The 22,845-nt window shown below is 48.1% G+C and carries 16 protein-coding genes; 6 read left to right on the top strand and 10 right to left on the bottom strand.

Annotation, left to right across the window (positions count from 1 at the left end):
• Positions 1 to 10 precede the first annotated feature (10 nt).
• Both HG547_RS03835 and HG547_RS03830 read right to left on the bottom strand, forming a co-directional pair.
• A complete protein-coding gene (locus tag HG547_RS03835) occupies positions 11 to 622 on the bottom strand; it encodes a response regulator (RefSeq protein ID WP_169547061.1) in 612 nt (203 codons plus the stop codon).
• Positions 619 to 2,556 carry a PhnD/SsuA/transferrin family substrate-binding protein gene (locus tag HG547_RS03830; protein ID WP_169547060.1) on the bottom strand — a complete coding sequence of 646 codons (1,938 nt, stop codon included), beginning with the start codon at positions 2,554 to 2,556 and terminating at the stop codon, positions 619 to 621. The genes HG547_RS03835 and HG547_RS03830 overlap by 4 nt, the downstream gene beginning before the upstream one ends.
• A 205-nt stretch (positions 2,557 to 2,761) precedes the next feature.
• Between HG547_RS03830 and dsrO the strand changes: the two genes are divergently transcribed.
• From dsrO to HG547_RS20900, 4 genes are all read left to right on the top strand, one after another.
• The gene (dsrO, locus tag HG547_RS03825) at positions 2,762 to 3,517 is read left to right on the top strand and encodes a sulfate reduction electron transfer complex DsrMKJOP subunit DsrO (protein ID WP_037421925.1); all 756 of its coding nucleotides are present in this window, start codon (positions 2,762 to 2,764) and stop codon (positions 3,515 to 3,517) included.
• Entirely contained in the window at positions 3,507 to 4,607 is a 1,101-nt protein-coding gene (nrfD, locus tag HG547_RS03820; RefSeq protein WP_169547059.1) for an NrfD/PsrC family molybdoenzyme membrane anchor subunit, read from the top strand. The genes dsrO and nrfD overlap by 11 nt, the downstream gene beginning before the upstream one ends.
• 50 nt (positions 4,608 to 4,657) lie before the next feature.
• Positions 4,658 to 7,765, top strand: a complete 3,108-nt coding sequence (locus tag HG547_RS03815) for a tetrathionate reductase subunit A (protein ID WP_169547058.1) — start codon at positions 4,658 to 4,660, stop codon at positions 7,763 to 7,765.
• 235 nt (positions 7,766 to 8,000) lie between these two features.
• Positions 8,001 to 9,311 carry a PAS domain-containing methyl-accepting chemotaxis protein gene (locus HG547_RS20900; protein ID WP_088586667.1) on the top strand — a complete coding sequence of 437 codons (1,311 nt, stop codon included), beginning with the start codon at positions 8,001 to 8,003 and terminating at the stop codon, positions 9,309 to 9,311.
• 109 nt (positions 9,312 to 9,420) lie between these two features.
• On the opposite strand, the gene HG547_RS03805 is transcribed toward HG547_RS20900, so the two are convergent.
• The 5 genes from HG547_RS03805 to HG547_RS03785 all read right to left on the bottom strand — a co-directional run bounded on the left by HG547_RS03805 (position 9,421) and on the right by HG547_RS03785 (position 14,294).
• Positions 9,421 to 10,122, bottom strand: coding sequence for a DUF3581 family protein (locus HG547_RS03805; RefSeq protein WP_037421914.1), 702 nt, complete (start codon positions 10,120 to 10,122; stop codon positions 9,421 to 9,423).
• Positions 10,123 to 10,276: 154 nt separating this feature from the next.
• Positions 10,277 to 10,507 (bottom strand): hypothetical protein, encoded by a 231-nt coding sequence (locus HG547_RS03800; RefSeq protein WP_169547057.1) that lies wholly within the window; start codon positions 10,505 to 10,507, stop codon positions 10,277 to 10,279.
• A 92-nt stretch (positions 10,508 to 10,599) separates the two neighbouring features.
• Positions 10,600 to 11,010: a DUF2391 family protein gene (locus tag HG547_RS03795; protein WP_055647846.1), complete on the bottom strand. Its 411-nt coding sequence runs from the start codon at positions 11,008 to 11,010 to the stop codon at positions 10,600 to 10,602.
• Between the two features lie 67 nt (positions 11,011 to 11,077).
• On the bottom strand, positions 11,078 to 12,856 hold the full coding sequence (locus HG547_RS03790; RefSeq protein ID WP_169547056.1) for a sel1 repeat family protein: 1,779 nt from the start codon (positions 12,854 to 12,856) through the stop codon (positions 11,078 to 11,080).
• A 109-nt stretch (positions 12,857 to 12,965) separates the two neighbouring features.
• Entirely contained in the window at positions 12,966 to 14,294 is a 1,329-nt protein-coding gene (locus HG547_RS03785; RefSeq protein WP_169547055.1) for a leucine-rich repeat-containing protein kinase family protein, read from the bottom strand.
• Between the two features lie 348 nt (positions 14,295 to 14,642).
• Here HG547_RS03785 and HG547_RS03780 point away from each other — a divergent pair, with 348 nt between their 5' ends.
• Positions 14,643 to 16,079: a LysM peptidoglycan-binding domain-containing protein gene (locus HG547_RS03780; RefSeq protein ID WP_169547054.1), complete on the top strand. Its 1,437-nt coding sequence runs from the start codon at positions 14,643 to 14,645 to the stop codon at positions 16,077 to 16,079.
• Positions 16,080 to 16,156: 77 nt separating this feature from the next.
• On the opposite strand, the gene HG547_RS03775 is transcribed toward HG547_RS03780, so the two are convergent.
• On the bottom strand, positions 16,157 to 17,518 hold the full coding sequence (locus tag HG547_RS03775) for a DUF4397 domain-containing protein (protein ID WP_169547053.1): 1,362 nt from the start codon (positions 17,516 to 17,518) through the stop codon (positions 16,157 to 16,159).
• Positions 17,519 to 17,887: 369 nt separating this feature from the next.
• Between HG547_RS03775 and HG547_RS03770 the strand changes: the two genes are divergently transcribed.
• Positions 17,888 to 20,605: a DEAD/DEAH box helicase gene (locus HG547_RS03770; RefSeq protein WP_169547052.1), complete on the top strand. Its 2,718-nt coding sequence runs from the start codon at positions 17,888 to 17,890 to the stop codon at positions 20,603 to 20,605.
• Between the two features lie 17 nt (positions 20,606 to 20,622).
• Here the strand turns inward: HG547_RS03770 and yidZ are convergent, their stop codons facing one another.
• Positions 20,623 to 21,588, bottom strand: a complete 966-nt coding sequence (yidZ, locus tag HG547_RS03765) for an HTH-type transcriptional regulator YidZ (RefSeq protein WP_169547051.1) — start codon at positions 21,586 to 21,588, stop codon at positions 20,623 to 20,625.
• Entirely contained in the window at positions 21,563 to 22,753 is a 1,191-nt protein-coding gene (locus HG547_RS03760; RefSeq protein ID WP_169547050.1) for an MFS transporter, read from the bottom strand. The genes yidZ and HG547_RS03760 overlap by 26 nt, the downstream gene beginning before the upstream one ends.
• Positions 22,754 to 22,845 lie beyond the last annotated feature (92 nt).

Below are 22,845 nucleotides of genomic sequence, written 5' to 3'. Positions count from 1 at the left end.
AAGAGTAGTTTTATGCGGGGGGAAGGCGATCGGCAATCCGGCCGTAGATTAACATCATCTCGGCGAGCGAGCTGACCTGCATGCCTTTCATCAAGTTCGCACGGTGAATTTCGACTGTGCGCATGGCGATGCACAGCGTATCGGCGATCTCCTGATTCTTATAGCCTTTGGCGATCAGAGTGAGGATTTCCCGCTCCCGCGGTGTGAGCGACTGATAAGTCTGAAGATATTGATTATTTTGATAATGCTCCTTAGCATTCGCCAAGGCTTTTACCACAGCGTCCGCGAGCTTAGCACCATCGGCGGGCTTTTGGAAAAAATCCACCGCCCCGAGTTTTAGCGCCTCCACCGCCATGGGCACATCGCCATGGCCAGTCAAATAAATTACCGCCAGCGGACTATTGTGCTGCACTAATTGCGCATGTAACTGCGGCCCACTTAAACCCGGCATACGTACATCGACTAAGGCGCAACCCGGCTGGCTTAAATCGATGGCAGCAAAAAACGCCTCGGCGCTATCAAAGTCACGGATATTCAAGCCATAGCTTTCGAGCATAAACCGCAGCGAGCGGCGCACCGACTCATCATCATCGATTAAATACACGGGCAATTCGTGGCTCATGCTGGTGCTCCATCAAACTTACGGGGTAAGGATACCTGCGCTTGGCAGCCGCCACTTAAAGCGGTTTCTAGGCTAAAGCGGCCACCATGACTCTCGGCGATATCACGGCAAATCACCAGCCCTAGCCCTAAGCCCTCCGACTTAGTCGAATAAAAGGCTTGCATCAGCAGATTGGCATCCTCAGTTAAACCTGTGCCATTGTCTGTGACCGTGAGCAGTAGCTTGTGTTCTTGGTAACGCAGGTCGATATCAATCGTGGGCTGATAGGGTTTCGACGCATCGACCTCGCTCTGTTGGCGCTGCACACAGGCATCGGCGGCATTTTTCAAAAGGTTGAGCAATAGTTGCTGCATGCCCACTTCATCTAAAGGCAATTGATAGGCTTCGCCGCTCACATTGGTTGAAAGCTGGATATGGTGCTGCTCCAGCTCATAGGCGAGCAGCGGCGCAGTATCATTCACTAACTGATGTAAATATAAAGGCTGTTTAGACACAGGCCGCTTTTTCAATAAATTACGTAAACGGCTGATAATACTATCGGCGCGGCTGACTTCTTGCTGGATTAAAGTCAGCACGGATTGTAATTCTTCAGGGCTGGTCCCACGCTGTAAACGTACCTCGGCGCCATGGCAATAATGGCCAATAGCGGCAAGGGGTTGATTGAGTTCGTGGGAGAGGCTCGCCCCAAGCTCCCCCGCAATCGCAATGCGCTGAGCGTGCTCCAACAGGGCTCGGTTTTCACTGAGTTGCCTCTGGGTATTGATTAACTCTCGGCCGCGGCGGCTAAAGCGGTATTCGAGCCAGAAATGGTAGACATTGAGCAATACCAATATGGTCAACGCAAACCAAGCCCAATGTTGATGCAGTTTTACCCATTGCCATGCCCGCTGCCACCAAGGCGCTTGCAGTGGATGCATATCCAGATCTTTAAGCAGTTGATCTATCGCCAATTGACTCACGGCCGTGGTCCAACCCGCAGATTCGGCGGCTTTAGCGGCGGGACTGTCTTCGGGTAATGCGAGTAGGGCTTGAGTCACCTGTTTTGCGAGGGATTGGGTCGCACGGTTGGTTTTAGCCATAGACCAGTTGGGATATAACCGACTCGAGACTTGGCAATGAAACCCCGCAGGCGCCTGATTATCGAGCACCCGATAATCTTGCAGCTTGATCAAACCTTCGGCCTGCATTTGCTCAAGCTGACATACGGGCACAATTGCCGCATCTAAACTTGGGGATTTATCGCTTGGCTTATCTGTCGCACCGAGCTGATAAATAAGGTTATCGAGTGGAAAACCTAAGGGGATAATTTCTCCTACAAAATGGGGTAAATCTACCCCCTTAAGCTGCGCCTCATAAACTAAAGTGAGATAACCGCCGAAGGCATTTTTAGAGACAATCCCGAGTCGCTTGTCCTTAAGATCTTTTAAGGTCTGATAGGGCGAATCGGCTCTGACCACCAGCGCAGACCCCACCTGCATCGCAGCACCATTATTGATTGGGCTTCGAAGGGTTGCGAGCCAAGACAGGGAAAATTGCCGCGCCAACATTACCGACTGCCCAGGGTTAGTGATAACAAAGTCAAGAGCTTCGGTTTCAACGCCTTTGGCTAATTCTTCAAGGCTTAAGGGATGCAATCTAAAGTAACTGTTAGGTATTTGCGACTCTAGCCAGCCCATCAAAGGTTGCCAACGATTGACTGTGCTCTTATAGCCCCGTATTGCCAATACGCCGACATCGACCACTTGATAGTTAGCGCCAGCTTCATCCATCAACTCTCCCGCAGGAGCAACAGTTAATGCGCCTACAGTTTTATCTTGAGTGGCCAAAACTTCTGCCATGGCTGAGATACTCAGTAGGCTAAACAGTACGATGACGAGTTTCACCGCCATTCGCCAGCCATTGGTTGATACGACAAAACCCAACACTGTATCCATTCTCCTAAGCTTTAAGATTCAATCCTAAACAATAACCCCTAAACTCTTAAAGGTCATTCTAACTGATATTTATTGCGCTAGATCAAGTCCCTATCCGATATGTGGAAAACCACTATAGAGATGCCGCCTCCCCTTTTACAGAATGCGCTTAACGCTAAACCCGCGGTCTTCGACCCGTTTTATCTGTAAGAGTGAAGGAAATCCTATGGACAAGAGTAAACGTCAGTTTCTCGGAAAAATGGCCAGCGTGAGTGTCGGCGCCGCGCTCATTCCCGTCGTGCAAGTGCAGGCACAACAGACTGAACCTGCACCTACAGGCAAACGCTACGGTATGGTCATCGATTTGCGCCGCTGCGTCGGCTGCCAAGCCTGCACCGTGGCGTGCACCTTCGAAAACCTGCCACCCTTGGGGCAATTTCGTACCACGGTACAGCAATACGAAGTGTCACAACAGGATGCTACCACGCCACCCGCATTTTTAATGCTGCCAAGACTTTGTAATCACTGTGAGAACCCGCCTTGCATTCCTATTTGTCCCACGGGAGCCACTTTCCAACGCCCAGATGGCATTGTGGTCGTCAACAACGAATGGTGCGTCGGTTGCGGATACTGTGTGCAGGCTTGCCCCTACGATGCCCGCTTTATCAACCATGAGACCAACAGTGCCGATAAATGCACCTTCTGCGCCCATAGGCTCGAAGCTGGACTACTGCCCGCCTGTGTCGAAACCTGCGTTGGTGAAGCGAGGGTGATTGGCGATCTAAACGATCCTAATAGTCAAATCAGTCAGTTACTCACAGCCAATAAGACAGATATCAAGGTACTCAAGCCCGATGCCAATACGGCCCCCAGAGTATTTTATATCGGCATGAACAGCGCCTTTGAAGATCGGATCAACGGCCAAGCCCCCGTTCGCACCCTACTGACTGACACTGGCGAGGAGATCCACCATGGTCATTAAAGAAATCTTTACCCCCGATATTGCCATCACTTGGCTGCCTTGGGCGGTGCAATACTTTTTTCTGATGGGTTTGGCCTACGCCAGTGTGTGGGTGGCGACCATCCATTTATTCAGTGCGAAACAAACCGATGCCAGACTGCTCAAACTCTGCGCCTGTTTGATACTTACCGCCGGCATAGTCGCGCCGATTGCGCTACTTGCTGACCTGCACCAACCGCTGCGGGCATGGCATTTCTATGCTCAAATCAGACCGCATTCGTGGATGTGGTACGGCGCTTTTTTACTGCCGATATTTTCGGGCACGAGTCTAGTGTTTGCTTGGTTGTTACTGCGGCCCTACTTGCCTCAGGCACACTCTTCTCTGGCAAACTCTGCTCAAGAAGCGGATTGGTTAAGCCGTATCGGTCAATGGCTCAGGTTCGGTAATTGGAGCAGTGATAAATGGCTGAAACCCATTGCGCTAATCGCCACATTAAGTGCGTGTTCCATTGCGCTTTATACCGGAATGGAAACCATGGCGATCAAAGCACGGCCGCTCTGGCACACCTATTGGTTGCCGCCATTGATGGCGACCAGCGCCCTGCTCGCCGCCTGCGGCACACTCGCCCTGCTCAATCGTGTTTTGCATGGTTATCAAGCCAGCACCCAAGACAGATTGTTGCAATGGGTTAGGGCAAGCTTTGGTCTCTTCGCCCTGTGTCTTATCGGCTGGGCCTTATTCGATAACGGCTCGGCGCACGAAGCGGCGCTGTTATTAGACACCAGCCCAAGCTGGCAACTCGCCGCTATCTGGGTATTGGTTACCCTAGCTCTGCTGGCATTGGTATTGGCGCTGCGCCATTTACCACAAACGCTGATGCTCCTCGTTAGCCTCACAGCGGTGCATCTGGCATGGGGATTTCGCTGGATTGTACTTATCCAAGCGCAAACCGACCCCAAATACGGCGCGGGCACTTATTTCTATCAATTGCCTTGGGGGCCAGAGGGGCTATTAGGTATTGCGGGCACCTTTGGTCTCTGGATCGCATTGATGGTGTTAGTGTCTGAATTTATTCGCCATCAACCTCGCTCAGCCCATCAGGCCTTGTGAGCCACAGCACCGTTCATATTAAGAGAAGTTACCGCATTAAGGAGTCCATAATGGATAAGAGTAAACGTCGTTTTATCAAAGGCGCAGCTGTGACGGGTGGCGTGGGATTATTTGCCGCAGGTTACAGCCATACCTTAGCGCAAATGGGCAAAGGGGTCGTGAATGGCAGTTCGGGAAAAACCACCCAAGATCCCATCCATGGCAATTCGCTAGCCCCTGAATATAAAGTAGATCTAACCTCAGGCCAGTTGATTGGCAACGATGAACAACGCATCGCCAATACCATGTGTCTCGGTTGCTGGACCAAGTGTGGCGTGCGCGCCCGTATCGATAATAAGACAGATAAAATTCTCCGCATCAGCGGCAATCCCTATCATCCGCTCTCGGCGCGGGAACATATCGACTTCGATACCCCGATCAAAACCGCCTTAGTCGGCTTAAGCGCCTATCAAGAGCAGGGCTTACAAGGGCGTTCCACCGCCTGCGCCCGTGGCAATGCCATGTTAGAACAACTAGATAGTCCCTATCGCGTCACCCAATGCCTTAAACGAGTAGGGCCGCGCGGCAGTGGGCAATGGCAAAGCATTAGTTTCGAGCAACTGCTGACCGAGGTTGTCGATGGCGGTGACTTATTTGGTGAGGGGTATGTCGAAGGCTTAAGGGCAATTCGCGATATCAGTACGCCACTCGATGCCAATAATCCTGAATATGGCCCCAAGGCCAACCAGCTATTGGTATCGAATGCCTCGGATGAAGGCCGAGATGTGATCATTAAACGCTTTACCTTCAATAGCTTCGGCACGCGAAATTTTGCCAACCACGGCGCCTATTGCGGCTTTACCTATCGCGCAGGTGCGGGTGCCCTGCTCAACGATTTAAAAAAGTACGCTCACCTTAAACCCGATTGGGACAATAGCGAGTTTTTGCTGTTTATCGGTACTTCACCGCAGCAGTCGGGCAACCCTTTTAAACGCCAAGCACGGCAGTTGGCCAACGCTCGGGTCAATGGGCGAGAATTTAGTTATGTGGTGGTATCGCCCATGCTGCCCAACACCTCGAACCAACCCTGTGCAGGTAACAATACTTGGCTGCCAATCCGCCCCGCGACCGACTCCGCCCTCGCCATGGGCATGCTGCGCTGGATTATCGATAACCAGCGCTACGCCAGTGCCTTTTTAACCGCGCCCAATGCCGAGGCGGCGAAAGCAGCAGGCTACCGAGGCTTTAGTAATGCCAGCTTCCTAATCATCAGCACGCCAAATCACCCCAGATATGGCCAATATTTGTATGCCAGCGATCTCGGCCTGCCCTTCGAAGGTAAAGCCTATGGCGAGCAGGACTCTCCACTGGTTGTCGATGCCGCTACTGGGCAGATTCTACCACCGGGACAATGCGCCAAGGCGCAACTTGAGGTTGAGCAAAGCGTGAATACGCCAAAGGGTGAGCTGAGCGTGAAATCCAGTTTTCAGCTACTCAGTGAAGCCGCGCGCAGTGTCGAGATGGCCGACTACGCCAAGGAGTGCGATATCAGCGAGGCGCAAATTGCCGCACTCGCCCACAAGTTTACTAGCCATGGCACTAAGGCAGCGGTGATCTCCCACGGCGGCACTATGAGTGCAAACGGTTTTTACAGCGCATGGGCGATCATGATGCTTAACGCCATGATTGGTAACCTAAATCTTAAGGGCGGCGCGATAGCTAAGGGCGGCACCTTCCCCGCCTTTGGAGCTGGCCCAAGGTACAATTTGCAGGACTTTGACGGCATGGTCGAACCTAAGGGCGTATTCCTTTCCCGCTCTAAGTTCCCCTACGAGAAAACCTCTGAGTACCGCCGTAAAGTCGAGGCAGGAGAATCACCCTATCCGTCGAAGGAGCCTTGGTTCCCCATCTCATCGCCCCTGCTGGGCGAACATTTAACCGCGGCGGTGCACGGTTATCCCTATCGACTCAAGGCGTGGATCAACCATATGGGCAACCCCATTTATGGTCAGGCGGGTCTCGGCGAAGCCATTGGTGAACAATTAAAAGATCCCAAAGTATTACCGCTATTTATCAGCATCGACAGCTTTATCAATGAGACCTCTGCGCTGTCGGACTACATAGTGCCCGACACCTTAACCTATGAATCTTGGGGCTGGAGCGCCGCGTGGCATGGCACGCTCACCAAAGAAGCCACCGGCCGCTGGCCGATTGTCGAGCCGAGGGTCGCCAAAACCGCCGACGGCGATGTGATTTGTATGGAGTCTTTCCTGAGCCAAGTGGCGATAAAACTTAATCTGCCCGGCTTTGGCCACAATGCGGTCAAGGCCGCCGATGGCAGCTTGCATCCCCTTAGCCGCGCGGCTGACTTTTCGCTCTACGGCGCGGCAAACGTGGCTTACCTGGGTAAACCAGTTGCCGATATCACTGCCGAAGATATGTACTTCAGTGGTGTTGGGCGCATTCAAGCGGAACTCAATGCCAGACTCAAACCCGAAGAGGTCAAAAAAGTCAGTTACTTATTTGCCCGTGGCGGCCGCTTTGAGAATATCAGCGCGGGTCGCGACGAGGCGGGCAACCCCAGCAAGGTGTGGCCAAAACCCTTAATGCTGTGGAACCCAGAGGTAGGCAGTCGGCGCAACAGCTTGAGCGGCGAATATATGAGCGGCTGTCCACGGCGTTATCACCCTGCGCTCGCCAACGGCACGCCCTTGGAGCAAGCATTCGATAAGTCACAGTGGCCGCTGCTGATCAGCAGTTATAAGTCGCACACCATGAGTTCGATGAGTATAGGTTCGGACCGTTTACGCCAAGTGCACCCCAATAATCCGGTGCGCATCAATGAGCAAACCGCCAAGCGCTTTGGTATCAAGACCGGGGATACGGTCAAGATCAGTACGCCTAATGGCAGTGTGGTGGCTTTGGTGGAATGTGTGGCGGGCGTACATCCCGACTGCATTGCCATCGAGCACGGTTATGGCCATAAGGAGTTAGGCGCGCGGGATATAGTCATCGATGATAAAAAGATTGCCGCCAATCCGCTGATCCGCGTCGGAGTCAATATGAACGACTTGAATCTGTTCGACCCAAGCCGCCATGGGCGCTATCCGCTGGTGGACTGGGCCAGCGGCGCCTCGGCGCGGCAAGGACTCCCAGCCAAAATAGACAAAATCGCTTAACCCCTAAGCCAAGGTAACAAGGAGGTTATCTTGGCTATCAATTTATCCTGCCCCGTTTTATAAAAAATGATCTAACCCAACTCTTTGGGAGTATTCTACTTGTTAATAAATGACTCAGAAATCAAGCAACGACTAAAATCCTAGCTATATTTAACACTATCCATGTGGTTCAGATTTTTGGGCATTATGTCGCATAGCCGTTTTTGAGTTTGCCAAACTCATTAGGAGTACTTCAGTGTTTAATTCTTCATTACGTAAAAGCCTTGAAATCAGTGAAACTAAACGCAAGGAAGCTGAAGCCACTATTGACTCAATAAAGGATTGTATTGCCACTATCGAATTCTCGCCAGAAGGCGTTGTTATTGATGCTAACCATATATTTTTGAATGAAATAGGTTATAGCCTGCATGAGATCGTCGGCAAACACCATAGATTATTCTGCTCCTCAGAATTAGCCAATTCACCTAGCTACCAGCAGTTTTGGACAAGCCTAAAATCAGGCCAACCTAAAGAAGGCAATTTTCAACGGTTCCGTAAAGATGGCGAAGAGGTCTGGTTAAGGGCAACTTATTTTCCGATCAAGATGGACGGTAAAGTCATCAAAATTATGAAAATTGCCTCTGACATCACCCAAGATAAACACAAACTCGATGATCAAATGGCCATTTTTACTGCGCTTAATCGTGCCCAAGCCATTATTGAATTTAAACCCGATGGCACCATTTTGCAGGCTAATGAAAAATTCTTAAAAACCATGGGATATCAAGCTGCGCAAATCGTAGGAAAACACCATCGAATATTATGTTTCGATGCCTTTTATCAGCAGAATCCGCGCTTTTGGGATGAACTCAAACACGGTAGATATCAACAAGGACTCTTCGAGCGTAAAAATGCCTATGGGAATTCTGTATGGCTAGAGGCCGTGTATAACCCTGTGGTGGATGAAAATGGCAAAGTGGTTAAGGTCATTAAATTTGCGAGTGATATCACTAAAAGAATTGAGCAAAGTCATGCTGTACGACAAGCGGCGGATATTGCACTTGAGACATCCCAACTCACAGTAGAGCAAGCTATTGAAGGTGTTAAATTACTGGATGCAACTGTTAATACTTCAAATGCGATCGCGGAACAAACGGTAAAAACCACTAAATCTATTACCCAACTCAATGAGCAATCCCAAAGTATTCAAGCGATTGTCGCTACCATAAGCTCCATTGCTGACCAGACGAACCTACTGGCACTTAATGCAGCAATAGAAGCGGCCCGTGCCGGCGAACAGGGACGAGGCTTTGCTGTGGTGGCCGATGAGGTACGTCAGCTTGCCGCAAGGACCAGTAAATCCACCAATGAAATTGCCGCAGTGGTTGAGAAAAATAGCCAGCTCACCGCCAGTGCCACCAACATGATGAACGAGGTGGAGCGAATCGCTGAACAAGGTAAACAGCAGTTAGTAGAAGTGACAACTGTGATGAGCCATATTCGTACTGGCGCGGAAAATGTCGCCAATACCGTATCCCAACTGTCGATTGATGAGCAACATCGTTAGCATTAAAACGCCTTGGTTTGGGATACAGTCAATCATGATCCCAAACCACTGTTTATCCCCAATTATCTCGCCCTAGAGACCTGACCGATAAAGCGGGCCTTAGATCAAATTAAAACTCGGTTTTTCGCCCTTCGTAGGCGGCACACATCTGCTGCATTTGCGCCTCTTCGTAGGGGCGAAGGCCACTCATCACTAAGGTTTTAATTCCGGTACCGACTAAGATATCGCCGCTGTGCAGTTCAAAGTGCAGCGTCACATCGCCACGCTTGCCATCAATCTTAAGCTCTTGTTCTACAAGCGATAGGTTTACTTCAACAAAGTCGAGTGTCGTCAAGTCGAATGACATGCTTTCGTAGATTACTAAGGGACGCTCAGGATTGATCATCACTTGATGTTGTTTCATCAAGGGCATCAGAATGTCGATAAAATTGTGTCCCGAGAAGGCCACATAATTACGAATAAAAGATTCGGTTTGTGCGTCACAACGGCTAGCATCACCTTGGCGAGTGACATGTAAATAGGTTTTATCGCGGTTATCGCAAATCGAAAAGCTGTCGTTCACTTGTTCAGGAAATTGCAGCTCAACCCCATCACCGACCATGCCAGCAAAGGTAAACTTCATGCTTTGGCTTAGCCCATATTGGGTTAAGACTAAGGCAAATAACAAATCGCCAGGCACACAAAAACGTTTTGCGCCCACATCGTGGATAGGGTTAAAGTCTTGAGCGATTTTTTTAGCGAAGTCACTGGCTTGTTGTGCAGAAACAGAAATTGATTGATTTTGCTTTGAAAAATAAGGCGATAGAAACATATTCACTCGTTCTTTAATGGCTCAACATTGGGCTAACAACATAATGGTCACGAGTCTACCTCAGTTTTGGCATTTCACTCACCCGATGACTTAAGCAACTAGATACAAGCTAGAGTCATGGCACTCGGCTGTACCATGACCATATTTGTTAGGACTAGACTCGCTTAAATTCACGCTTTAATTGAAAACTATCATCGGTCACTAGCTGCTCTAATACTTCAACCCTTTCGCGAAGTTTATCAAGTTCAATATGTAACAACTGGTTATCTGCCTGAAGCTTATTATTGGCAGAACTACCGCGCTCGCGGATTTTCATAATCGCGACCGCATATCCTCCCACAATGGCAAAAATCGGGATAAGTAATGCAAGGGTTGCTGGGTTCATAATGCGTCCTTTTACAATCGAGCTATTGGGTTCCAGTATGAGCAACATAACCTAAATGCACCAGTGACAAAAGTCATGACATCAGCCCACACTTATTCCTTATCGAAGCTATCCACCACAATCGCTCCCATAGAAGCGGGCATGCTAATCACGATAATCCGTTTAAAGGAAGTCATGGTGTCGTCAATTAAGGGCAACTTATCGAGACACAAGAGCACTAAACTGACGACACAAGCACTTATCAAATAGGCAATAATAATCCGGAAAATAAATACCGGCAGGCGGTGACGAATATTCTGCTGGAACACACTCTGGTAAGTAAACGCTCCGAGAAACAGCAACGACAAACCAAATAACATCAGCAAATTCAGTAGTGGTAAGGTTTCTCCGAGTTGCCATGCCTCTTCAGAAAAACCGATGGGCACCGCGAGCGCAAAGGCACCTACACACACTTGAATCGCATCTTCGGTATTAAAATGATAGGTATCAAATTGAAAAGCCATAGCTTAATCTCCCTGTCTTGCCTATGACTTGAATAAGCCTGTTATCGAGTTATCCCTGTTAACTTAGCTACAGGCGCTCTTCAAGGGATTTGAGTCTTTCTTTCGCTTGAGCGGCATAATCATTTGAAAAACGTTCAGCCAATACGAGACTTTGCTGGTACAGGATTTGTGCACGCTTAGGATCGGCATCGCCGCCCTCTCCAGCATCGAGTAAACTGGCCAATTGAAAATAAGCCTTACCAAGCACATCTTGTTGAATACCTTGCTTTTCACCTTGAGAGGCAACCTGATCAAGCCAATAACGAGCTCTTTGTGGGTTGCGCTGCGCTGGTTTCAATAAGATATCGGCATATTCTGCGGCAGCATACAAATCCCGCTCGGCGGCAATCTCCCAAAACTCTTGGCTTTGTTCAAAATCCTCTAGCCAATAATAGTAATCACTGGCAGCGCTAAGGGCCAAAGCGGGGTCAGCCTGCACACTCAAGCGATAATTGGCTAATGCCGCCGTTGCATCATGGTAGGGCGACCAAGGCAATACTTGGTAGAGAGCCATCATACTCATAGCCTCTGGCACACCTTGACTAACCAACTGTTTTAACTGCTCCCAAGCCTTAACTTCTGCGCTTTTTGCCTCGGCGGTATTTGACTTGCCTTGCAGTATGGTCTCAAAGGGCTTACGAATAAGTGCCATTTTGGCATCCATATCCCCAAGCCTAGCAGCACGTTGTAACCAATATTGGCTCTGATCAACCTCCCCCGCATAGGCGGCCTGTGATCGCATCCACTGAATAGCAATTAAGTCATCACCCTCGGCCGCCTCTCGGTAGAATTTACGCGCTTTTTCTTCATCCTGCGCCAGTGCATGACCTGCCCAATAGATGTGCGCTAGCAATCGCTTATCTTCGGCCTTAGTGCTTGCGCTTAAGGTATTGAGCATAGATTCAGGCTTACCATAGGCATAGAGGCGCGCATCCCCGCGTGGATAACGATATTCGGTACCATCGGGGTAATGCACCGAAATATCGTCAGGCTGGAGCCACACATTCACTTGATAATCAGGCAAAACCTCTGGATTAAACTGCACCCGCAGCACAGCCTCTTTATCGAAACGCACCATTTGCGTTGCACTGCTCGACCATAAACTGCTGGTCGACTGCAAATTACTCTTAAGCTTTACCTCAAAGGGGCTATCTGTTTTGGGGCTATAGATAACCACTGGGTAATACACAGGATTAAGGGTAAGCGGTAACGCGGCAACCAGATGAGTATCTTCTTCACTGCCAGCAAGTATGGGTTCGATAGTTAGCTCTTGGCTTAAATAAAATCCATCATGGGGCGAGGCTTTGGCCGGTGGCTCGCTCGATGTTAATAATGGTGACGTATGTAAATAGTTATCTTTTAATGACTTAACCCTTTGCCATATGGGATGACTTGGCATCAAGTTAAGGTCAAGGACTAAGTCCTCCAACTGCCAATCGCAATCTCCGCCCCCTTGCAAGGCTAACGTAAGGGTGAATGGTTTAGCGACAGCGCCACTTTCAAGCGATTGACGCAATACCGAGCTTTTATTCAGTGTGGCGCGATAGGGATTAGCAATATCACCATTCGGGAAACGGATTTCTTTGCGGGTACAAATAGAAGAAGTGTAATAACCCACAAGTTCTAGTTGGGTATGAGCAGGTAAACTCCCCATAAACTCAAAACGCTGTGCATTCTTGGGTGGTGTAGTTTGGTCAACAGGCAACTCTCGCTGCCACAGGCTATCCCAAAATCCCGCCCAAACGGGCGCCGAGAGAAACGAGCTTAAGCATAAGCTTAGCCAAACCAGTTTTGAAATCGAACTCATAATGCCAGCTCTCCATTGCTGATGAGATTTAGTCGCTCTTGATTAAATGTCTCTGCGTTGGTTTTCACCCCGTGATCCCTTGCATTTGCTGCATGCCACATACGTAAACTTAGCGCAGTGCAGCTAATGTCTTCACGATATCACTAAAGCGTGGGCGACAAGATAACGCCGGCTGCATACAGTGTGCTTTTAACTGCCGCAGTTGAACTCGCAGCGCGTCGTCTTCATCGTTATCGACAAAGGGCAATAAGTCATCAAGTAAACACCCTAGGGCGCGCACCTCAATAGCCTGCATGGCATCACGTTCCGATGTAGGCAATTTTGCTAAGTTTGAGGCGGCACCAAAGTCACCGAACAACAGCTCCATTTGCTGATTAACCATCATATTATGGGCATAGACATCACCATGGCTCACTTGTTTCCCGTGCATATGCGCTAGGGTGTCAGCTAATTGCAAAGCGATTTCAGTTATGCCCTTCAGGCTAAATTCGGTCCCCGCTTTAAAGGTGTCTCGGGTACAAGTCGCTAGAGATGGCGGTAAACCTAAGTTACTAAATCCTTGAGGAATCAGTTCCATCACTAAACCAAGTTGATCCTGTTGACTAATATGGGCTAAGACTTTGATGAGATTTGGATGTGCGCCAGAGGTTAAACAACAATCCAGCTCATCGGCAGGATAGCCATCACTGGTCACCTCTCCCTTAAATAACTTAACCGCAATATGTTCGCACCCAGTAGCAGCCACCATAGCAGGATTTAACCAACGTCCTTGGTAAATAATGCCAGAAGCCCCTTCACCTAGTTTTTCACCGAGTTCAATGTCCGCTAATGTCACATTTGGCATACTCGCCACATCGGCATGGGGATCAACCAAGGTATGGCTAAAGGGATTACCCGCAAACGCCAGCCAAGTGAGTTTGGGTAGCTTAAGCAACCAGTTTGGCAGCGCTTGCAGTTGATTAGCCGACAAACGAACTAATTCTAAGTTATGGCATTGGGCCATAGATGCGGGCAGCGAAGTTAAACGATTGCCTGCCAAGGCTAATTTTTGCAGACGATGCAACTGCCCCATGCGCTCGGGCAAGGTGGTGATTTGGTTATCCGTTAAAATCAACCAGCGGGTTTGTGGGGGCAACGATGCCTCTGGCACAACACGAATTTGGTTAGCCTTAAAGCCAATCATCTCCAGTTTGGGGCACTGACCTAACACTTCTGGCAGCACTTCAAAGCGGTTATTGGAGGCAAACAAAATCTTTAGATGGGTTAAACGATATAAATCATCGGGCAGTGAACTTAACTGGTTATTGGATAAATCGAGGATCTCCAGCGTATCGGCTAAATCAAAGATTTCCTGCGGAAATTCAGTGAGGTTTTCAACCAACTGTAATCGAGTAACCCCTTGTAATTGTCCTGCTTTTAACTGCGTTAACGTCTGCACTCTCTAACCCACATCAATGAAAAATCGCTGCTATGTTAGCTTATTTAGTGGTAAATCTAAATGTGACCTAGGTGGTCAAATTATCAGCAAAGCTATCCAGAAACCGCAAAACAGATTAGCATGTGCAACATTATCTATACCCAAGCAACCTAAAGATATCAGTTTCAGAGCGCCTAGGGTGCTCTCATTCAAGGTGCATCAAGGACAAATGTCGACCACATTTTGAATTGCTGCAATACAGAAATGGCGTACACAAACACTCCGTTTCGGCAGTCTTAAACACAGAAGCCTGCATCGAGTTAGGTTGTTTGGGTATAACGCCAAGTTAGCAAAAATGACAGGATAATCATGCGGAAAACCTTTCGCCAACCGAGTGCATTAGCAGTGCTAATGATCGCCATGTTGACAGCCCAACTCAGTGGCTGTGCGACAACATCGGCGCAAACCTCGCCCATGGAATTTGCCACCACAGCTCCAGAAGCTGAAGGTGATAGCGGAGATACCACACAATCTCATCATGATAAAAAAGAGATTGTCGATGAGCGCTATGCCGATGTATGGGAAAAAATTCAACACGCCCGTACTATTGATGTGCATGACGATGCAGAAGTACGCAAACAGCGTAACTTTTTCGATGACAAGCAAAAGTTTATGACTCAGGTGACCCAGCGTGCCGAGCCATTTTTATACTATATTGTGAGTCAACTCGAAGCCCGCAATATGCCACTAGAACTGGCACTATTACCAATTGTCGAAAGTGGTTATAACCCGCTGGCGCAAGCAAATGGCCCCGCCGGACTTTGGCAAATGATCCCCGCTACGGGCCGAAACTTTGGCCTAACGATCAACTCAGCCTACGATGGTCGCAAAGATGCATTGGCCTCGACCGATGCCGTACTCGACTATTTGCAGCACTTACACGACACCTTAGGTAACGACTGGATTAACGCCGTTGCGGGCTACAACAGTGGCGAATTAGTGATTAAAGCCGCTATCGATAGAAACAAAGCTAAAGGCAAACCTACGGATTTCTGGTCGCTGAATATTCCTGCTCGCCAAGTACAAACCGTGCCTAAGTGGCTGGCGTTTATCCAAATTATCCGCGCCCCAAGCCATTACAATCTCAAAGTAATGCCGATTGCAAACCGCCCATTTTTGGAACGCTTACCCGCTCCCAATGGCGTTGAAATAAGCCAAATCGCCAATGCTGCGGGACTCACTAAAGCGGAGTTCAAAACCTATAACCCAGGATACCGTCAAAACGTGATCCCCAGTAAAGGCAAATACCAAATTGCCCTGCCGATTGAAAACATTGGCCACTATCAAGAAAATCAGCACAAGCTCTATGCTCAAAAACGTTACGACAGCCAAACCTATGTCGTGAAATCCGGTGATAGCTTAGGTTCGATCGCGGCTAGATTTGATTTATCAGTCAAAGAGTTAAAACAGGCAAATAATCTGACCTCTGATCGCCTAAAAGTCGGCCAAGAGCTCACGCTATTAACGCCAATGGCGGCCAATGATAATGAGCCAGAGCCCGCAAAAGCTAAGGCTAAAACTGACAAATCATCGACCAAAGCAAATGCGAGTAGCACTAAAGCCGCCACCTCAAAATCGACCGAGAAACCAGCGGCTAAAGCCAAAACCTACAAAGTAAAATCAGGGGATTCACTGGATAAAATCGCGCGTAAAAACAAGGTGAAACTCGCCGATTTAATGAAGTGGAACCAGCTCAATGCCAAGAGCATTATTAAACCCGGCCAAGAGCTAAAACTGTCAGAATAGAGACTGTTAATACGAAAAAGCACTACCTAGGTAGTGCTTTTTTATTGCCCAATTTATTTACAGCTCAACCGCTGCGATTAAAGCTTAACTAGGTTATAGCCAAAGCTAGTTGAGGCATCCTTATTCAGCACCATAGTGACGTTGTCTTGATTATTAAAATCGATCATATCAGAGGCGTAAACCACCGTTTTTGAGCCATTTTCTACCGAGATGACCTTGATAGAATACTCACCTTTAGGCACCACTAATGATTGCGGTGCTGTCGGATTAACCGCACTGATCTTATAGGTTGCCGTATCAATAGTGTCGTTCGCCTTTAAAAAGTACAACGTAAGGTTACTCTTATCGGCAAAACTGACGATATCGAACTTGAAGCTGTAGGGACTTGGCGTTTGAGTTTGTTTCATCTCCATCGCCTTCACTTGGCTGCCCTGCTCGTAAATAAAGATGGTTTTAATATCATCTTGATTAAGGGTGATTAGCACATTGTCGAGTAATTTCGCTTGGCTAGTATGGTCGAATACGCTCACGCCAAAGTCATTAAACTCGGCGCCTTTATAGGCCGTTACGCCAAAGGGAGCCACATTGCTAAATAGCGCTTCTTGTTTACTACTCACCACTTTCACATCAACATTATGTGTAGCCAAGCCATTGAACACTCTAAAATCAACACTGCTTTCGAGGGCGACATGGTTACGCACATTGGTGGTTGAGTCGACGCTGTCTAAGCTGATTTTAGCCGCTGATGCGCCAAAGCTTTCCCTTAAAATCAACTTATAGGGCACCTTGGTTTTAAAGTTAATGCTTGCCGTGGTGTAGCTGATGTTGGTCGTACCCGCCGCGGTCAGATAAATTTTGTAGTCGCCCGTATCCAAAATTTGTGGCGTTGAAACCTCAGCATAGGAAACGCTGCCAAGCATCACTGCATCGGCAAAGCCTTTATCCGCCTTGGCAATATACGCATCATACGCTGGTGCATTGGTTGCGGTATGGGCAATCAACAACTGCATTTTGCTCTTGTCTGCCTCGGCATTTTGTTTATCAAGCTCGGTGCGCGAGTAATTGATATTCAAAAGGGCTGGCGAGGCAAAATCCCCATGCAAAACAAAGAAATGATCCGTTGCCGTTTTTAAATCGATATTCTCTTTGTAGAGCGAAATATCTTTATTTGCCGCATCCTTACCCATCACCTCGACAGCACTCACGCCGGGAGTTGATGTAAAGCGTGGCATCGCATCGGCGTAACTCACACTTTCATAGGTTTTATCGCCAATCTTCAGCGCGGTATCAGTGCTGCCTACTGTCGCGTTGTAAAATTGCACATAGGTATCGGTTTTGGAGGTATCCTCATCCTTGTTATTATCGGAGCCACCGCAAGCAGTAACCCCTAAACAGGCGAAGGTCATTACTGCGAATCCTTTGAGTTTATTGTTAAGCATTGTATCCCTCATTTGCAGACAAAATTTCAGTTCAGTCTACGCAGTTATACAATGACAACAATGGCAATTTCCACCCAAAACAAAAACAAATATTTTACAAACTCAAACACTTAACAAACATTTCAGCAACCAAGCCAATATTGATACAAATCACATTTTTCGAGCGCTGAATTGATACAAATACCTTTTGCGATACGTTTACTTACAACTCAAATAACTTCTTTTACGCTAAAAATTATTTGGCTTTAAGCACAGACGTTCGGACTTTAACCTGCTTTGGCTCCATCCCAAGATACGCGACAACCTTGTTCGTCTTATACGATTGGGTTACTCTCGCATCGCCAATTAAGCCTTAGGGATGGATAGGGTTTGCAAGGGATTCTTAACTACTACAAACAGTGTTTTCAACACGATAGTGCTGAAATTAACCTTTGGTCTAGCCACAAACTTGCTGAACAAGAAAAGCTATTGCTCCAAGGTGAAGACGAGTTAAGCAGTGGCTTTCTGCCTCGCTTACCGGTGCCATTTGCTCCCGCCTCGGTATTAATGGCGCGTAGTGCCTTGTATCTGCGAGAAAAAGTATTATTGCACTGTTGTCTGTTTTTCTGCGGCACTGTCGAGCTTAATGGCGAAAAACGTAAAGTCGTCACGCCACTGCTGTACCGTGAATGCCTGTTACAGGCCGATGGCGATAACATTTACCTCGAATCTAATCACAGCTTCTCTGGCGGCGGATCATTCACCATCAATGAAGCCCTGTTAGAAAAATTAGTCGTTGAAGGACACAGCTTAAGTCAAGAGTTACGCGATAATCCAACGGATGTCAGTGGCTGGATAGCTTGGCTGCGGGCAGGCCAAGCCGATGTTGATACCAGTCATTTATTGCATTTTCCCAAGCTGATCGATGAGGCTGAATTCACTGGCTTATGCCGTAAACGTGGGCAGTTTATGGTTAGTCGCAGCCAAATTATTCTTGCAGAGCGTTCGCAGGCCAGTCGCGGCATATTGCACGAACTCGACAATCTCATTACAGCACCCTCACTCTCTGCGCCGCTTCAAGCGCTATTTGAGCAAGCGCCAACTCGAGATTCAGTTAATCACAATGTCGACACCCAAGAAGCTTATCTTCCAGGGCTATTAAGCCGCGCGCAAATTCAAGCCTTAAAGGTGGCGGCCAATCAAACTTTGGGGCAGATATCGGGCCCACCGGGAACGGGTAAAAGTTACACCATCGCCACCGTGGCGGCGGAGCAGGTATTAAGGGGTAAATCTGTCCTCATCGTAGCCCATACCGATGTTGCCGTTGATGTGATTGCCGATAAATTGCAGCAACAATTCCAGCTTGGGAGCAGCCTTATTCGCGCCGGCTCGCCGCAATTTATTAAAGTCCTTAAAAACCAGATAGATGAAATGCTCCATGGTCAGCATCCAGCGACTGCTGAAACCATCTCGGATAGGTTGCTACTAAGTGCAAAACAGCAACTTAATACTGTGACTCGTCAGCAAACTAAAATGGAAGTGGGTTTTATACACCATTGCCGCAATGCCATACGTCGCGGCCAAAAACTGGCGACCTTACAACAAGGACAATCCCGTTGGCGCTTAGGATTTTACAATTGGGCTTACCGTGCCGGGATCAAACAGTTTGCTCAGCAATGGGATGTGCTCGATAAATTAACCGCCCTCATCGCCCAAAAAGAAGACTTAAGCCTCAAATACTTACAATTGGCCACTCACTATCGATTAAACCAATTGCTCAAACATAAGCGCAGTACGCTGGTGAGTTTTGCCAGTGCACTTCGCGCTCGCCAGTCCGCTAAGCAACTCGACGGCTTCTACAAGACGGATTTTGATGCCTTAAAGCAAACCTTTCCCATTTGGTTATCGAGCCTTGCCAGCTTGCATAAAGTGCTGCCCATGGAGCAGCAAATGTTTGATCTAGTGATTATTGATGAAGCCACCCAAGCCAATATTGCCGCCTGTTTACCGGCCTTGCAGCGGGCAAAAGCAGCACTGGTGGTGGGTGACAGTAAACAGCTGCGCCATTTCTCGTTTTTATCCCGCGCAAAGCAAACCCAAATCCAGACCCAACTTGGACTTGCTGCGGAGTGCCGCGGCCTAATGAGCTACCGTGATGCCAGTATGCTCGACTTAGTCTCGCAATCCCTTGCGAGCCAATCCCAAGTAGTATTTTTAAATGAGCATTTTCGGAGTAAACCTGAGCTGATCCAATTTAGTAATCAGCAGTTTTATCAAGGTATGCTGAAGATTATGCAGCACAGACCCTGCACAAGTTCAGGGCACTTACACCGAGTCCAGGTGACTGGCAGCCGTGATAGTAAAGGAATTAACGCCATAGAAGCGGAGGCATTAATTGAAAAGTTAGCTCAACTGATTGATGAACAAGAGAATGCATTAGTGCCCGCCAGCATTGGAGTGCTCTCCTGTTTTCGCAATCAGACGGAGTATTTATCCCAGCAAATCCTCGCACGCTTTAGCACGCAGCAAATAGAACGTCATCAATTACGGATTGCCACGCCCTTTGGTTTTCAAGGGGAAGAGCGCGATATTATGCTGCTGTCGTTTAGCATTACGGCCAACGACAGCCGCGCCGCCGTGTATTTAAATCGCGAAGATATGTTCAATGTCGCCATCACCCGCGCTAAACAAATGCAGTGGCTATTTTTATCGGTACAAGCGCATGAGCTCCCCAACAATAATTTACTGGCAACTTACTTAGCATCGGCGGGCCAATTTCAAGCGGCACACAATTATGTCGATGCCCTCGATAGCTTCGGCCAGTCGGTGGCACAGGCGATTGAAGCAAAAGGCATAACAGTCTGGCGCGCCTATCATATGGCGGGGCTAGAACTGGATATATTGTGCCGCTATGGTAACCAATATTTAGCAATAGATTTAATCGGTTACCCAGGGCCATGGGCGGACTTTTTCGATATTGAACTGTATAAGCTGTTACAGCGCGCGGGGATTCAACTTATCCCCGTCAGCTACGGATTATGGTGTCAGCAGCAAGAATTGTGCATCCAATATATTTGCCAGCAATTGGGTATAAACCAACCGAGTTAATGCTGCAAATAACAGCCTTAATCACACCCACGCGGCTGATAAATCGCTTTTATCTTGCTTCGCAGCCAAGTGATTTTGGGGTTGTGGCTGTTTCTCTTATGCCAAATCAAGGTGAAAGGAATGGCGAGTTTATTAAGATATTCGCCACTTATCGGGATCGGGCGAGTGACTAAGTCAGGGTGTAATTGGCGGGCATATTGCTCACAATATTGCGGCGCAATTGCTATCATGCTGTGGTGAGGCTCTGCCGCGACAAACAGCGACTGCTCAAAACTGGCCAAGGTCAGCACAATATTACGACTTAACCCAAGCTCGATAAGCACATCATCTAAGGCCCAGGTTTCACTCTTTTCCCACAAGATATTGATATGCGGATATTTTAAGAAAGTGTCTATATTCCACTCATCCTGTAAGGCGGGATGATCGCGGTGCAAATACACCTGAGGAAGATCGGTAAATAAAACCTCAAAATCGATAAAATAAGGCAATAAATCAAGGGACTCCTTGGAGCGAGGATGACTTTCTCGGCCAGTAAAACCTATGTCAGCCTCACCGCGAATAATGGCCTCTAGTGAATCATAATCCCAATTTCGCACCTTCACTTTTGCATCAGGATAGTGTTGGTAAATCGCCTGCGTTAATTGATTAAGCATAATGAGCGACAAAGGTGACTCAAGCATTAGCTCAAAACTAAGCCCTTTCGCCATATCATCCCCGCGCTTGCCCATAAGCTGTTTGCCCCTTTGCAACCAATCGGCTAAGTCTTGCTCCATGCTTTGGGCCAATGGCGTTAACTGCAATCCCTGGGGCGTTTTAATGAATAGTGGGTCGTCAAACCAATCGCGCAATTTCGCCAAGGATTTACTCACGGTCGATGGCGTCACATTGAGCTTTTTAGCAGCCTTAGACACGCTCAGCTCCTGCGATAGCAGCTGAAAAGTAAACAACAGATTGAGGTCAAGCCGACTCAGGGATTTGCTCATTCGCTACCATTTCCGACATTTTAGGTACCGCTAACATTAGCGTGATACTTACCAGCGCACCAACGCTGAGGATAGCTAATAATATATTAATCGCGCTCACGTCGAGCAGACCCATCACCCAAATATACAACGCAGAAGTACACACTTGGGCAATCCCCAGTAATGAGCTGGCCACCCCTGCCCGAGCCACAAATGGGCTAAGTGCCTGACTCATGGTCACCCCAAATCCAATTGAAAAACCAGAACAAACAAAAGCAAACCCTAAGAGATTGAATGAATGACTAACCCCGCCCAATTGAGTCAAGATAAACACTAAGGCGGCCGCAACGAATAACCCTTGGGAGAACAAAATTAATGATTTTTCTTTAAACTGGTTAAGCAAAAAGGGCGTCGAAAATGAGGCTAACATACTCACCAATGCCATCATTGCCATGGTATTGGAATATTGGCCACGGTCAAACCCCATCTGCCCCATAATCAGCATAGGTGACACATTCACATAGCTTAAAATCGTGGTCACACCTAAGGTTGTTATGACCACGCGACTGATAAAAAAGCCTTGTTTAAAGGATTCCCTTTGCACACCTGGCAAAGCTTGCGTGTGAAATGCTGCTTTAGAATGGGTTTCACGTAATACCAATAGACAAAGAGCAAATACCAGTAACCCCATCGCCGCCATAGTGTAAAACAGGCTAGGCCATGGAAACTTAAGCATGATTAAATGGCCAATCACAGGCGCGATCACAGGGATAATACAAGTCACGCCATTCACCATTGAGAGCACTTTGGCTCGGCGCTTATCGTCTAAGACATCACGCAAAATCGCGAACGCGACAACATAACAACAACCCGCACCAATACCTTGCGCAAAGCGCGCGATTAAAAACATATCACTGGTCTGTGAGCCCGCTGCAAAATAGGAGGCTAGCGCGAACAGTAAGGCGCCAAAAAGTGTAATGGGTTTACGCCCAATCCTATCGGCTAAACTGCCCGCAAACAGCATAGTCGTCGCCATGCCAGCAAGATACACAGAAAAAGCAATGTGCAGCTGCGCCTCACTCGCCCCAAGTTGACTCGCAATTTGCGGCAACCCGACTAAGTACATATCTATCCCCGTCGGATACATTAGGACTAAGCCAAAACTACATAACAGATATCGAAACATCACATCACCACTCACATCACCACTCTACAAGAATATGGCGCTTAGCCTAATGCGGGTTTCGCTTAAGCGTGAGTGGCATTTTCGACAACGGT

Origin of the sequence: Shewanella sp. DNRA4 (assembly GCF_012843185.1) — a bacterium.
Taxonomy (GTDB): Bacteria; Pseudomonadota; Gammaproteobacteria; order Enterobacterales; family Shewanellaceae; genus Shewanella; species Shewanella xiamenensis.
The sequence above is the reverse complement of the archived record's forward strand: the minus strand, read 5'-3'. Positions and strand labels throughout refer to the sequence as shown.